The sequence below is a fragment of the Streptomyces sp. N35 genome, assembly GCF_016464295.1.
Taxonomy (GTDB): Bacteria; Actinomycetota; Actinomycetes; order Streptomycetales; family Streptomycetaceae; genus Streptomyces.
In genome coordinates, this window is the sequence record NZ_JAEIMH010000024.1 from 49,492 (window position 1) to 63,364 (window position 13,873).

General features: G+C 72.5%; 14 protein-coding genes. 11 read left to right on the forward strand and 3 right to left on the reverse strand.

Features of this window, described 5'->3' with window-relative positions; translation table 11 throughout:
- From JAO81_RS15545 to JAO81_RS15565, 5 genes are all read left to right on the forward strand, one after another.
- Nucleotides 1-968: C40 family peptidase (locus JAO81_RS15545; RefSeq protein WP_233415407.1), on the forward strand; the 968-nt coding region annotated here is incomplete at its 5' end.
- A 188-nt stretch (nt 969-1,156) separates the two neighbouring features.
- Nucleotides 1,157-2,233: a hypothetical protein gene (locus JAO81_RS15550; protein WP_307813400.1), complete on the forward strand. Its 1,077-nt coding sequence runs from the start codon at nt 1,157-1,159 to the stop codon at nt 2,231-2,233.
- A 197-nt stretch (nt 2,234-2,430) separates the two neighbouring features.
- The gene (locus JAO81_RS15555) at nt 2,431-3,087 is read left to right on the forward strand and encodes a metalloregulator ArsR/SmtB family transcription factor (protein ID WP_199548443.1); all 657 of its coding nucleotides are present in this window, start codon (nt 2,431-2,433) and stop codon (nt 3,085-3,087) included.
- Nucleotides 3,088-3,158: 71 nt separating this feature from the next.
- Nucleotides 3,159-3,557, forward strand: coding sequence for a cupin domain-containing protein (locus JAO81_RS15560; RefSeq protein ID WP_199548444.1), 399 nt, complete (start codon nt 3,159-3,161; stop codon nt 3,555-3,557).
- A 78-nt stretch (nt 3,558-3,635) separates the two neighbouring features.
- Nucleotides 3,636-4,016: a cupin domain-containing protein gene (locus JAO81_RS15565; RefSeq protein WP_199548445.1), complete on the forward strand. Its 381-nt coding sequence runs from the start codon at nt 3,636-3,638 to the stop codon at nt 4,014-4,016.
- A 10-nt stretch (nt 4,017-4,026) separates the two neighbouring features.
- Here the strand turns inward: JAO81_RS15565 and JAO81_RS15570 are convergent, their stop codons facing one another.
- On the reverse strand, nt 4,027-4,551 hold the full coding sequence (locus JAO81_RS15570) for a PadR family transcriptional regulator (RefSeq protein WP_199548446.1): 525 nt from the start codon (nt 4,549-4,551) through the stop codon (nt 4,027-4,029).
- Nucleotides 4,552-4,658: 107 nt separating this feature from the next.
- On the opposite strand from JAO81_RS15570, the gene JAO81_RS15575 reads away from it, so the two are divergent.
- On the forward strand, nt 4,659-6,023 hold the full coding sequence (locus JAO81_RS15575) for an MATE family efflux transporter (protein ID WP_199548447.1): 1,365 nt from the start codon (nt 4,659-4,661) through the stop codon (nt 6,021-6,023).
- Here the strand turns inward: JAO81_RS15575 and JAO81_RS15580 are convergent.
- The gene (locus JAO81_RS15580) at nt 5,987-7,261 is read right to left on the reverse strand and encodes a glycosyltransferase family 87 protein (protein ID WP_199548448.1); all 1,275 of its coding nucleotides are present in this window, start codon (nt 7,259-7,261) and stop codon (nt 5,987-5,989) included. The two genes, JAO81_RS15575 and JAO81_RS15580, sit on opposite strands and share 37 nt — an antisense overlap.
- Nucleotides 7,262-7,369: 108 nt before the next feature.
- Between JAO81_RS15580 and JAO81_RS15585 the strand changes: the two genes are divergently transcribed.
- Nucleotides 7,370-8,512, forward strand: a complete 1,143-nt coding sequence (locus JAO81_RS15585; protein WP_199548449.1) for a glycosyltransferase family 4 protein — start codon at nt 7,370-7,372, stop codon at nt 8,510-8,512.
- Nucleotides 8,513-8,644: 132 nt separating this feature from the next.
- Here JAO81_RS15585 and JAO81_RS15590 read toward each other — a convergent pair whose 3' ends face one another.
- Nucleotides 8,645-10,438 (reverse strand): long-chain fatty acid--CoA ligase, encoded by a 1,794-nt coding sequence (locus JAO81_RS15590; protein WP_199548450.1) that lies wholly within the window; start codon nt 10,436-10,438, stop codon nt 8,645-8,647.
- 310 nt (nt 10,439-10,748) lie between these two features.
- Here JAO81_RS15590 and JAO81_RS15595 point away from each other — a divergent pair, with 310 nt between their 5' ends.
- From JAO81_RS15595 to JAO81_RS15610, 4 genes are all read left to right on the forward strand, one after another.
- Nucleotides 10,749-11,510 (forward strand): metallophosphoesterase, encoded by a 762-nt coding sequence (locus JAO81_RS15595; RefSeq protein ID WP_199548451.1) that lies wholly within the window; start codon nt 10,749-10,751, stop codon nt 11,508-11,510.
- 123 nt (nt 11,511-11,633) lie between these two features.
- On the forward strand, nt 11,634-12,074 hold the full coding sequence (locus tag JAO81_RS15600) for an SRPBCC family protein (RefSeq protein ID WP_199548452.1): 441 nt from the start codon (nt 11,634-11,636) through the stop codon (nt 12,072-12,074).
- Nucleotides 12,075-12,126: 52 nt separating this feature from the next.
- Nucleotides 12,127-13,245, forward strand: a complete 1,119-nt coding sequence (locus JAO81_RS15605; protein WP_199548453.1) for an ArsA family ATPase — start codon at nt 12,127-12,129, stop codon at nt 13,243-13,245.
- A gap of 99 nt (nt 13,246-13,344) precedes the next feature.
- A complete protein-coding gene (locus tag JAO81_RS15610; RefSeq protein WP_199548454.1) occupies nt 13,345-13,785 on the forward strand; it encodes a DUF5304 domain-containing protein in 441 nt (146 codons plus the stop codon).
- Nucleotides 13,786-13,873 lie beyond the last annotated feature (88 nt).

Below are 13,873 nucleotides of genomic sequence, written 5' to 3' on the forward strand. Positions count from 1 at the left end.
GCGCCCCGGCGCCCGCCCCCCCCCCCCCCCCCCCCCCCCGGCCCGCCCCGGCCGGCCCCGACCCGGGGGAGCCCGCGGGCGCCACCCGGGCCAAGGTCGACCGCCTCTACGCGGAGGCCGAGCGGGCCACGGAGGCGTACAACAAGGCGGATGAGCGGGCCGGGAAGCTGCGCGAGCAGATCGACCGGTCCAAGGACCGGGTCGCGCGCGGCCAGGAGCGCATCAACACCATGCGGGGCGCGCTCGGTTCACTCGCCGGCGCCCAGTACCGCTCCGGCGGGGTCGACCCGACCCTCGCCCTGATGCTGTCCGAGAACCCGGACACGTATCTGGACAAGGCCGCCACGCTCGACCGGATCAGCGCACGGCACGCCGAAGGTCTCACCGACCTCCAGGAGGCGCAGCGCAAGCTGGCGCAGGAGCGGGACGAGGCGCAGCGCAAGCTGGCCGAACTGGAGAAGTCCCGTAAGACGGTGGCCCGGCAGAAGCGGGTCGTGGAGAAGAAGCTCGCCGAGGCGCGCCGGCTCCTCAACTCCCTGCCGGGCGCCGAACGGGCCGCGTACGACCGGGCGTCGCGCTCGGGCCGGGCCGAGATGCCCGCGGTGGGCGGCGCCCCGGCCTCCGCGCGGGCCGCGTCCGCGATCGCGGCGGTACGGCAGGCGGTCGGGCGGCCGTACGTGTGGGGCGCCAGCGGGCCGTACGGGTTCGACTGCTCGGGTCTGACGCAGTGGGCGTACTCGCAGGCGGGCGTGGGACTGCCGCGTACGTCGCAGGCGCAGCGGTACGCGGGGCGGCAGGTGTCGCTCGCGGAGGCTCAGCCGGGTGACTTGGTGGCGTATCGCGATGACGCCAGCCACATCGGGATGTACATGGGGAACGGGCAGGTGGTGCACGCGCCGTACCCCGGTGCACCGGTGCGCTACGACCCCGTCGGCATGATGCCGATCTCCTCGGTGACGCGGGTCTGACGGCTCGCTTCCCGGGTGTGGGGCGCCTCGCAGCGGCGCCCCACGGGGCCCGGCCCCCCGTACGATCGGGAACGGGGCTGGTCGAGGGCGTGTGAGAGCCGGTCTCGTGGGGCTTGGCGTGGGGGCGGGGCTGTCCGGGTGGTGCCGGGGCGCCCGGTGAGCCTGCCGACAGCCGTGCGGTCGAGGAGTTGCTGGAGCGCAGAGCCGAGGCCGTGCTCGCCGGTGATGCCGCCGGCTTCCGGGCGACCGAGGCCGACGGGGACGCCGACGAGCTGGACGATCTGGCCCAAGTGCCGCTCAGCACCTGGAAGTACGAGCTGACCCACTTGGAGCCGGCCGGCGACGAAGCCACCGCGACGGTGCGGCTGCGGTACCGGATCACCGGCTACGACGCCGCTCCGATCACCGCGGACCGCACCCTGCGGCTGCGCAGCGACGACGGTGCTTGGCTCGTGGCCTCCGACCGGCCGCAGGGCAAGGGCGCGGAGCAGCTCTGGGAACAGGGCGAGGTCAGGGCCGTGCAGGGGCAGCACAGCCTCGTCCTCGGCGTCGGCCGCAGCACCGAGAAGCTGCGCGGCTACGCGGATCTCGCCGACCGGGCCGTCCCGGCGGTCCAAGAGGTGTGGGGCAAGGGCTGGTCGGGCCGGGTCGTCGTCCTCGTACCGCGGTCGCTCGATGCCATGGGCAAGCTGCTAGGCGCACCCTCCTCCGGCTATCAGGGGATCGCCGCCGTGACCACCGGCGAGGCGGGCGGCTCCGACGCGGCGCCCGCGGACCGGATCATCCTCAACCCCGAAGCGTTCGACGTGCTGGGCGACTTCGGCCAGCAGGTCGTGCTCACGCACGAGACCACCCATGTGGCGACCCGCACCGACACCACCCCGGCGACCCCGCTGTGGCTCTCGGAGGGTTTCGCGGACTGGCTCGGCTACCGCGGCTCCGGCCGTACGGCGCAGCAGGCGGCGCCGGAACTGGACCGTGCCCTCGACCGCTCCGAGCTGCCCGTCGCGCTCCCCACCGACGACGAGTTCGCCTTCGCGGGCCATGCGTCCCGGCTCGCCCAGGCGTACGAGGGCGGCTGGCTGGCCTGCAAGATGATCGCCGAGCGCTGGGGTCAGCAGAAGCTGCTCGCCTTCTACAAGGCGGTCGGCGGGCACGAGCGGCGGGACGGGGCGGTGGAGGACGCGCTGGACGAGGTGCTCGGCACGGACCTGGAGACGCTCACGCGGGAGTGGCGGGAGTACGTGCGGCAGGAGCTGGCCTGAGGCCGGCGGGCGCCGGTCAGGGGTGGTTGAGCCGGGGCGGGGTGAGTCGGGATCCAGCGGGGTGAGTCGGGACTCAGCGGGCGACTTGGGACTCAGTGGGGTGACTCGGGATCCGGCGGGGGCAGTCGGGGTCGGGACCAATGGTGAGGACTTTTGCCCCTCGCTTTTAGGTGATGCTGGTCGTTTATATTCGTGTCATGACCGAAATGACCGATGGTGAGGCGACCGAGAGCGTGCATCGCGCCCTCGCCGTTCCTTCGCGACGGCGTCTGATGTCCCTGCTGCGGGAGGCGGACGGCCTGCTCGCGATGGACGAGCTCACCGCCGCCACCGGTCTGTCGGCGGCCACGGTGCGGCACCATCTGGCCGCACTGGCCGAGGCCGGACTCGTACGGGCCGAGAGGTCCGCGGGTACGGGACGCGGCCGGCCGAAGCTGCTGTACGCGGCCGTGCCCGCCGTCCCCGGGGGCGGCGACGAGGACCGTGCCTACCGTGATCTGGCGGGCGCCCTCGTCGACGCCCTCGCGGCCGACGCGCCCTCGGCGCGTGACGCGGGCCGGACCTGGGGCGGCCGCCTCGCCCGGGCCGCCCCTCCCGCGCCGGCGGGCCGGCGCGTGGACGCGCCCGCCCCGCGCCTCGGCTTCGATCCGGAAACGGTGCCGGCGCCTGCCGGTACGGACCGGATCCTGCTGCACGGGTGCCCGTACCGCGAGCTGGCCCGCAAGACGCCCGAGGTCGTCTGCGCCCTGCATCAGGGGCTGCTCGACGGCCTGCTCGAAGGGGACGGAACCCGGGCCGAGTTGCACCCCTTCCTCGCGCCGGATCTGTGCCGGGCCGACCTCGTCGCCAGGTGAAACACCCGCCGCGTCCCTGTATCGCATCCCCGTATCGCACCCGCCTCGTACTGCATCCCCAGGAGGACCCCGTGTTCCCGATCCGTATCGACACCCAGTACGTACGCGGTGACATGCCTGTCACCCGGATCGACCCGCAGGGCGCTCCCTTCACGGAACTCGCCGCCGCCCGGATCCAGTTGCTCGCCGGTACGGGCATGGAGGCGCACGCCTACGAGGAGTCGGAGGTGCTGCTCACCGGGGTCGAAGGCGAGGTGCGCGTCGGGGATCCCGGGCGCGGTGAGGTCGCCCTGCGGCCGGGCGCCTGTGTGATGGTCCCGCGCGGGGAGCTGTTCACCCTCGCCAACCGCACGGGCCGGCCCGCGACGCTGCTCGCCGTACTGAGCCGTGGTGACCGCGTCGAGAGCCTGCCGCGTTCGCGTCGTGTCCCGCTGTCCGAGTCCGGACGTCATCTGCAGGCCGTCGCCTGAGCCTGCCCCGGCCCCAGTAACGGATCCACTCGTTCCCCTACGCGGATCCACTCATTTCCCCTACGCAAGGAGACCCCCATGTTCGGCATGACCATCGACACCGCGCTCGACCGGAGCGCCCAGAGCCCCGCCCTGCGCCTGGACCCGAAGGGCGGCCCCTTCCGTGAGCTCGCCGCCGTACGGATCCAGGTACCCGCGGGTGGCACCATCCCGGCGCACTCCCACGGTGCGTCCGAACTGCTGCTCACCGGCATAGCGGGCGTCGTCGAGGCGTCCTGCAAGTGCGGCGCCAAGACCGTGGAGCCGGGCACGTTCGCGATGCTCCCCGCGGGCAAGGAGATCACCCTGGTCAACGACGGGGAGCAGGACGCCACGGTGCTCGCGGTCTTCTCGCAGAGCGAGTTCACCGAGGCGCTCGCGCACGCCGCGGCCGAGGGCTGCGGCTGTCACAAGGGGTGAGACCGGGGCGTCAGGACTCCAGCTCCGCGATCGCCTCCGTCAGCCACTTCTTCTCCGCGGTGCCCGTGGCCCTGGCGATCCGCAGCATGCCGCGGCGGAACAGGTCGGGCTCGGCCTCCGCCTTGACCGGCGCCCCGTCCGCGTAGAAGAAACTCGCCGGCGCGGACAGGAACTCCTGGCGCCGCCGCAGCACCGCCGCCTGCTCGGCGCGGTCCGGCAGCTGGCCGAGGAAGGCGAGCAGCGTGAAGAAGCGCTGGCCGTCCGTGATGTCCGCGTCCTTGGGTGAACGCAGCTGTTCGTGGAGCGCCGCACGGCCCTCGGCGGTGAGGGAGAGGATGCGGCGCGGGACGGCGCCCGTGCCGGGCACCGTGCGCTGGTCGAGCTTGCCGGCCTTCACCAGGCGGGTGAGGGCGGGGTAGAGCGCGCCGTCGCTGACCGGGCGGACGTGGCCGCTCAGGCCCTGGATGCGGGCCTTCAACTCGTAGCCGTGCAGCGGCCGTTCGCCGAGGAAGCCCAGGATCGTCAGTTCCAGCACTCTGTCTCCCGCTCACGCTCATGCTCGTGCTTGCCGTTCGCTCAGGCGCCATGGTATCTCTCGTCGAGGTACCTCGAATCGAGGTATAGCGAATCGAGGGGGCTGGGATGGGGCGCACCACGTCGGGGATCGGGCACACCGCGGACGGACCGGTCCACAGGCGACGGCTTGTGGCACTCGCGTATCCCGTCTACTTCGAGCTGCTCGCCTCGGTCGCCGCAGGGATCGTCACGATGATCTGGGTCGCGCGGCTCGGCGGCCTGGCCGTCGCCGCCGTGGCCGTCGCGACCAACGTCGAGAATCTGCTGCTCGGCCTCGCGCTGATCGGCGGCTCCGGTACGACGGTGCTCGTGGCGCATGCCCGCGGGACGGGCGACGCGGCCGCGCGACGCGGTGCGGTGGCGGGCGGCTGGGCGGTGTGCGCGGTCATCGCACCGGCCGTCGCGGTCGGCGGGTACCTGCTGCGCGAGCCGATCGCCGCGCTGGTCCTGGGCGGCTCCCCAGGCCCTGAAGTCGCGCTCGCCGCGGCGTACTTCGCGATCTCGCTGCCCGGCTCGGCGCTGCTCTTCGCGCAGTTCCAGCTGGACGCGGTCCTCAAGGGCGGCGGCGACACCCGTACCCCGATGCGCCTGGCGCTGCTCGCCAATGGTCTGATCCTGGTCCTCGATCCGCTGCTCATCGAGGCGTACGGCCTCCAGGGCGCCGCCCTCGCCATGGCGCTCGGCCGCGCGGTCGCGCTCGGCTGCGGGCTGCTCGTGCTGCGCCGGCACCGGACGGCGGGCCCCAGGGTGGCGGTGGCCCGTGCGGCCCTGCGCACCCTGCGGACCGGGCTGCCGATGGGCGCGGACTTCCTGCTGCGGATGGCGGCGACGCTCGCCCTGGTCGGGGTCGTCGGGCGGCTCGGCGTGGCTTCCGTGGCGGCGTACGGGATCGCCACGAAGGCGATGTACGTGGCCACCATGGCGTTCTATGCCGTACGGCAGGCGGCCTCGATCCACACCGCCCACCTGCTCGGCGAAGGGCAGCAAGGGCAGCAAGGGCACCAGGGGCACGAGGGGCACAGGGCCGTGGGGCGGCAGACGCTGCTGGTGGCCGCGACGCTGGGCACCCTCGCGGCCGGGCTGCTGCTCGCGGGCGCCCCTGCGGTGCTCGCCGCGTTCGGGGCCGGGCCCGAAGTGGCCGGGCAGGGTGCGGTGTTCCTGCGCTGCCTCGGCCCGTATCTGATCCTGCTCGCCTGCTTCATCGCGCTCGGCGGCGTTCTCGAGGGCAGTGGGCACAGCGCCCGGCTGCTGCGGATCACCGCGCTCGGGGCTTTGGTCCAACTGCCGCTCGCCTACGCCTTGTCCGGGCTCGGGCTCGCCGGAGTGGCCCTCGCCATGGGACTCGCCGCGGCCGTGCAGTGTGCGGCGCTCGGGCTGCTGGTCCGGCGGCTGCGTCAGATGCCCGCGCCGGTCTTCTCGCGCGCCGCCTGAGCGGGCCGTGCGTCGCGCTCGCGCGGTTCGGCGACCGTCTGCCGCCACAGCCGGCGGGCGGCGAGCAGGGTAGCCGCTACGAGCAGGCCGTTGCGTACGGTCAGGAGGGTGATGCCCCAGGGGTCGCTGGCCGCGACGTGCGAGAACCAGATGGGGAACTCAAGGAACGAGACCCCCGTCGCCGCCAGAGTGAGCAGCGCAGGACCGCGCATACGGCTCGTACGGAAGATCAGGCAGACCGCGGCCAGGCCGACCAGCCAGAGCAGATACTGCGGGCTGATCACCCGGCTCGTGGCCGTGAACAGGAGCACCGCGGTGAAGGCCGCGTCCGCCGGTGTCGACGGCGCCCAGGCGCGGGCGCGCAGCCGCCACAGCAGCAGCCAGGCGAAGGCCGCCGCCGTGAGCGCCTGGGCCGCGGTCGTGACGAGGGGTACGTACGGGCCGAGGAACTCCACCGAGCCGTAGTTGAGCTGCATACGGCCCGGCCAGCCGAAGTGGCGGGCCACGTGGAAGGGCAGGGCGCCCAGCGACTCGACCTCCGTGCCGCGGTCGCGCTGGAAACCCAGGAAGGCGAGCGCTCCCGGCATCGTCACGGTGAACGCCAGTGTCAGGGCGAGCGCCGTGGCGACCGCGGTGGTCCAGGCGCGGCGGGTGGCGCGGGCGCAGGGGGTGCCGATCAGGAGCAGCGCGGGCCAGACCTTGAGCAGGGCACCGAGTGCGACCAGGGCACCCTGGGTGCGGGCGTGCCGGGCGCCCGCGAGCAGCGCGGTGACGGCGACGGCGGTGACGAACAGGTCATAGCGTGCGTACGAGGTAGGCCCGAGCAGCGGCACTCCGGCGACCCACACCCAGGCACCCGCGGCCGACTTTCCGGGCCGGCCCGCCGCGTACCGCAGGAGCCCGAACACCACCGCGTCCGTGACGAAGGCCAGGACGAAGAACGCCGAGGTGTACGTGAGGAACGGCAGCAGCGCGGGGGCCAGGACGGGGAGCGCGGCAGCCGGCGGGTACTGCCAGGTGACGTCGTCCAGCGGGAACGTTCCGGTGCGCAGGATCTCGTACCAGCTCTGGTAGATGACCTCGACATCGCCGGTGACGTCCGGTCCTGGCGCCGTGAAGATCTTGAAGACCCAGAGCAGGAGCAGGGCACGCGTGGGCAGCCAGACGGCCAGGAGCCGGACGGTCAGGGGGAGTTGCGCGAGGGTGCGCAGAGGCGCGAGTCGCTTTGCGGACGTCATGTGTGCCTTGCCCGTAAATGTACTGAGTGTGGTCCGCCATGATGCCGCCGGGGAACGGGCCATGGGGTGAGGCGCGACCGTCGGCGCCTTCGGCTACTGTCGGCGTCGATGCACAAGACCCTGATCGTCACGAACGACTTCCCGCCCCGCCCCGGCGGCATCCAGGCCTTCCTGCACAACATGGCGCTGCGTCTGGACCCCGAGCAGCTCGTCGTCTATGCCTCCACCTGGAAGCGCGGCCACGAGGGTGCCGAGGCGACCGCCGCCTTCGACGCGGAACAGCCCTTCAAGGTCGTACGGGACCGCACCACGATGCTGCTGCCGACCCCGCGCGTCACACGCCGCGCGGTCTCGCTGCTGCGGGAACACGGCTGTACGTCGGTGTGGTTCGGCGCGGCCGCCCCGCTCGGCCTGATGGGCTCGGCGCTGCGCAAGGCGGGGGCGACCCGCCTTGTCGCCACCACGCACGGGCACGAGGCGGGCTGGGCCCAGCTGCCCGCGTCCCGCCAACTCCTGCGCAGGATCGGGGAGTCGACGGACACGATCACGTATCTCGGCGAGTACACGCGCTCCCGGATCGCCGCGGCGCTCACCCCCGAGGCCGCCGCGCGGATGGTGCAACTGCCGCCCGGCGTCGACGAGAAGACCTTCCACCCCGGTTCGGGCGGCGCCGAGGTACGGGCCCGGCTCGGGCTCAGCGAGCGGCCGGTGATCGTCTGCGTCTCGCGGCTCGTACCGCGCAAGGGGCAGGACACACTGATCGAGGCCATGCCGCTGATCCTGGCGAAGGTGCCGGACGCGGTGCTCCTGATCGTGGGCGGCGGCCCGTACGAGAAGGATCTGCGCAAGCTGGCCGCCGAGACCGGGGTCGCCGAGTCCGTGCGCTTCACGGGGGCCGTGCCGTGGAGCGAACTGCCCGCGCACTACGGGGCGGGCGACGTCTTCGCGATGCCGTGCCGCACCCGGCGCGGGGGCCTCGACGTCGAGGGTCTCGGCATCGTCTACCTGGAGGCCTCCGCCACCGGACTGCCCGTCGTGGCCGGTGACTCGGGCGGTGCGCCGGATGCGGTGCTCGACGGCGAGACCGGCTGGGTGGTGCGGGGCGGCTCCGCCGAGGAGTCCGCGGAGCGCGTCACGGCGCTGCTGCTCGACCCCGAGCTGCGGGCTCGGATGGGTGCGCGTGGGCGTGAGTGGGTCGAGGAGAAGTGGCGCTGGGATCTGCTGGCGGAGCGGTTGCGGGAGCTGTTGTAGGCCGGGTGCGGGTGGGGCGCCTGCGGCGGGTTTTTCTCCCCGCCCCGCCCCTTCCCGAACCCTGGGGCTTCGCCCCCGGACCCCCGCATCCGAACTTCGTTCGGATCGCCTCAAACACCGCCGGGGCTGAAGCTAGCCCCGGTAGATGGCCTCGATCTCGTCCGCGAAGTCCTTCGCCACCACGTTGCGCTTCAGCTTCAGCGAAGGCGTCAGATGGCCCGACTCCTCCGTGAACTGGGAGCCGAGGATGCGGAACTTGCGGACCGACTCCGCCTTGGAGACCGCCGCGTTGCCGTCGTCGATCGCGCGCTGGATCGTCGCGAGCAGCTCGGGGTCCTCGCGCAGCACCGCGACGGAGGCCGAGGCCTTGCCGTTCTCGGCGGCCCAGCGGCCCAGGAACTCCTCGTCGAGGGTGACCAGGGCGCCCACGAACGGGCGGCCGTCGCCGACCACCATGCACTCCGCGACGAGCGCGTGCGCACGGATACGGTCCTCGATCACCGCGGGCGCGACGTTCTTGCCGCCGGCCGTGACGATGATCTCCTTCTTGCGGCCGGTGATCGCGAGATAGCCGTCCTCGTCGAGCGTGCCGATGTCACCGGTGTGGAACCAGCCGTCGGCCAACGCCTCGGCGGTCGCACCCTCGTTGTTCCAGTAGCCCGCGAACAAGTGCTCGCCGTGCAGCAGCACTTCGCCGTCGTCGGCGATCCGGATCACCGAACCGGGCAGCGGCTGGCCGACCGTGCCGATCTTCTGGCGGTCCCAGGGGTTGAAGGCCGTGGCCGCGCAGGACTCCGTAAGGCCGTAGCCCTCGAGGACCGTGAAGCCGATGCCGCGGAAGAAGTGCCCGAGCCGCTCGCCGAGCGGGGCGCCGCCGGAGATCGCGTACTCGCCGCGGCCGCCGAGCACCGCGCGCAGCTTGCTGTAGACGAGCTTGTCGAAAGTCTTGTACTTGAGCTTCAGACCGAACGACGGGCCCGACGGGGTGTCCAGGGCGCGGCTGTACGCGATCGCCGTGTCCGCGGCCTTGTCGAAGATCTTGCCCTTGCCGTCCGCCTGCGCCTTGGCGCGCGCCGAGTTGTAGACCTTCTCGAAGACGCGCGGGACACCGAGGATCAATGTCGGGCGGAACGAGGCGAGTTCATCGGTGAGGTTCTTGATGTCAGGCACATGGCCGAGCTTGATGGGCGCCATCATCGGCGCGACCTGCACCAGGCGCCCGAAGACGTGCGCGAGCGGCAGGAACAGGAGCACCGAGCACTCGCCCGTACGGAACAGGGGGCGCAGCCGCTCCACCACGTTGCCGCACTCCGCGAAGAAGCTGCGGTGGGTCAGCACACAGCCCTTGGGGCGGCCGGTGGTGCCCGAGGTGTAGACGATCGTCGCCGGGTCGTCGGCCTTCGCGACGGCCGAACGCTCGTCGACGGTCCCGTCGCTCACCGAGGCGCCGGACGCGCGCAGCTCATCAAGGCCGCCGCCCTCGATCTGCCAGACGTTCTCCAGGGCGGGCAGCCGGTCGCGCACCGACGCGACGGCCTCCGCGTGGGCGTCGAGCTCCACGACGCAGCCGACCGCGCCCGAGTCGCCGAGGATCCACTGGATCTGCTCGGGCGAGCTGGTCTCGTACACCGGGACCGTGACGGCGCCCGCGCTCCAGATCGCGAAGTCGATCAGCGTCCACTCGTAGCGCGTACGGGACATCAGGCCGACGCGGTCGCCGGGCTGCACGCCCGCGGCGATCAGGCCCTTGGCGGCGGCGCGTACCTCGGCGAGGAAGTCTCTGGCGGTGACGTCCTGCCAAGTGCCGTTCACCTTGCGTCCGATGACCGCAACATCCGGGTGCTGCGTGGCGTTGCGGTGGACGATGTCGGTCAGATTGCCGTCCGCAGGGACCTCGTAAAGGGCCGGAAGGCTGAACTCGCGCAAGACTGCTGCTCCTCATAGGGCGCCGGCGCCACGACGTTGTGTGCTGCGACGGTGCGGTCCAAGATCGGGCAGGTGCTCGGGTGCGTGGGGCACGGGAGCACGACTGGACTGCCCGGACGTTACCCACCGGTATGGACTCTCCGATAGGGGGTCCGGGCCAGATGTTCGCTGCGTCACACGACAAGGCGTTGCACTTCGCACAGTAGTCGACCCTCCGGGCGACTCGGAAGTAACCGCAGGTCCGGTGGGGGTTCTGTGGGGGAGCCGTGCGCTCTACCAGTCCGGGCCCCGGAGTTCTAGGGTGATCGGCATGCGCGTGCATGTGGTCAGCGACGTACACGGAAACACCGAGGCACTCGCCCGCGCGGGCGACGGCGCCGACGCGCTGGTCTGCCTCGGTGACCTGGTGCTCTTCCTCGACTACGCCGACCATTCGCGCGGCATCTTCCCCGACCTCTTCGGCACCGAGAACGCCTCCCGCATCGTCGAACTGCGCACGGCCCGCCGCTTCGAGGAGGCGCGGGCCTTCGGCGCCTCGCTCTGGCGGGGCCTCGACCGCAACGCCGCCATCGAAAGTGCGGTGCGCAAGCAGTACTCCGAGCTGTTCGCGGCCTTCCCGACCCCGACGTACGCGACCTACGGCAACGTCGACATCCCGGACCTGTGGAAGGAGTACGCGGGCCAGGGCACCACTGTCCTCGACGGCGAGCGGACCGAGATCGGCGGTCTCGTCTTCGGCTTCGTCGGCGGTGGACTCAAGTCGCCGATGCGCACGCCGTACGAGATCAGCGACGAGGAGTACGCGGCGAAGATCGAGGCGGTCGGTGAGGTGGACGTGCTGTGCACGCACATCCCGCCGGAGGTGCCGGAGCTCGTGTACGACACCGTGGCGCGGCGCTTCGAGCGCGGCAGCGTCGCGCTCCTGGAGGCGATACGGCGGACCCGCCCCCGGTACGCCCTGTTCGGGCATGTGCACCAGCCGCTGGTGCGGCGGATGCGGATCGGGGTCACGGAGTGCGTCAACGTCGGGCACTTCGCGGGGTCGGGCCGGCCGTGGGCGCTGGAGTGGTGAGCGGGCGCCGTCTCGCCTGCTGAGGCGCGGGACCTGGTGCGGGGCCGGCGCGGTAGCCTTCACGGCGGCGGGTCCACCCCGTCTGCCCCTTGCATTTCGTCCCGTACTGGAGGAGCCACGGCGATGGCGGAACACACCAGCTCGAGCATCACGATCGAGGCGTCGCCCGCCGAGGTCATGGCGGTGATCGCCGACTTCGCCCGCTACCCCGACTGGACCGGCGAGGTGAAGCAGGCGGAGGTGCTCGCGACGGACGCCGCGGGGCGTGCGGAGCAGGTGCGTCTCGTCATGGACGCCGGCGCGATCAAGGACGACCAGGTCCTCGGCTACACCTGGACCGGTGACAACGAGGTCAGCTGGACGCTGGTCAAGTCCCAGATGCTGCGGGCGCTCGACGGCAGCTATCTGCTCGCGCCCGCCGGCAAGGGCACCGAGGTCACGTACAAGCTCACCGTCGACGTGAAGATCCCGATGCTCGGGATGATCAAGCGCAAGGCGGAGAAGGTCATCATCGACCGGGCGCTCGCGGGGCTGAAGAAGCGGGTGGAGTCGGAGCCCAAGTAGGGCACCGCCGGGGCGGGTCGGTGCCGCGGGCGTTCACGTACCGTTCACTGTCATGCGCACCCTCTTCGTCACCGGCCCCGGCGGCAGCGGCCGTACCACCATCGCGGCCGCCACCGCTCGGGCCGCCGCGGCGCAAGGGCTGCGCACGCTTCTGATCGGCTCCCCGGCCGGGCCGGTCGACGGCGTCACCGTGCGGACGGTCGATCCCGCCGCCCATTTCCGTACGGGACTCCTCGCCCTCCAGGACCGGGCCGGCGCCGCCCTCGACATGTTCGGCGCCCAGCGGCTCGACGACGACGAGCTCACACCGCTCCCCGGGGCAGATGAACTCGCGCTGCTCACGGCGCTCCGCGACGCCCATCGCAGCGAGGCACACGACCTCGTCGTGGTCGATCTGCCGCCCACAGGGAAGGCCCTGGCCACCCTCGCGCTGCCCGCACAGCTGCGCCGCTACGTGCGCCGGCTGCTGCCTCCGGAACGCCAGGCCGCCCGGGCCCTGCGGCCCATGCTGGCCCAGCTCGCGGGGGTGCCCATGCCCGCGCGGTGGCTGTACGAGTCGGCCGCGCAGTGGGACGTCCATCTCGCCGGGGTGCAGTCCGTGATCGAGAGCGAGCACACCGCCATACGGCTCGTCGCCGAGCCCGGTCCCGCCGGGGCCGACGCCGTGCGGAGCGCGGTGAAGGGGCTCGCCCTGTACGGCCTGCCGGTCGAGACCCTGATCGCCAACCGCGTCCTGCCCAAGGACTCCGCCGACCCGTGGCTGGCCGGGCTCGCCGCCCAGCAGGACAAGGCCCTCGCCGAATGGCGCACCGACGGCCTGCCGGTGGCCGAGACCGCCCACCTCGGCCACGACCCGCGCGGCACCGACGACCTGGCGGCCCTCGCGGTCCCGGCGCCCCGCCCCGTACCGCAGCCGGCTTCCTGGCCGATAACCGACCGCCTGGCGGACGACGGGATCCTGGAGTGGCGGATACCGCTGCCCGGAGCCGTGCGCGAGGAGGTCGATCTCGTGCGGCGCGGGGACGAACTGGTCATCACCGCGGGGGAGTTCCGCCGGATCGTGCCCCTGCCGTCCGCGCTGCGCCGCTGTACCGTCGCCGGCGCGGGTCTGAAGGACGGCGGGCTCAGCATCCGTTTCGCGCCCGACCCGGGTCTGTGGCCCCGTGCCTGAGGGGCCTCGTACCGGCCACACCCTGATCCCCGTACCGCCGTTCGGGTACCGTCGAAGGTACGCAGCCACGCACCGTCCGACCCGCCGCAGGAGCCCGTCATGAGTGACACCGAGCGCCCCGCCGACCAGCCCCGAGCGGCCGACGACGACGCATGGGAGCAGGCCTGTGCCGAGGACCTCGCCGCCGAGCAGGCCCGGCGCCGCGCCCAGTACGGCACGCCGCCCGGATCCGCCGCCGAGGAACTGCGCCGTCTGGTGGACGCCGTGAGCGAGAAGTTGTCCGGACTGCAGTCGCCGATCGCCGGGATGGCCGCGCAGGGCGCCGTCAACCAGCTGATCAACCAGGCGAAGTCGGTCGTCGAGCCCGTCATCCAGCGCAATCCCGACGTCTTCGACCACCTCGCGGCCGCGGGCTCCGAGCTGCTCGCGGCGTACCGTTCGGCCGTAGAGGGCCATGAGCGCCGCTGGACCGACGACCATGACGCCAAGGACCGCAAGGGCGAAGGGCCGTCCACGGGCGACCACATCGACTTGGACTAGGGGGCTGCTGGCGCGCCCCCCCCCGCGCCTCGCGGGGACGGCGGGGGGGCGGGGGGCGGGGCCCCCGGTCCCCTCCGCTGGGCTGGGC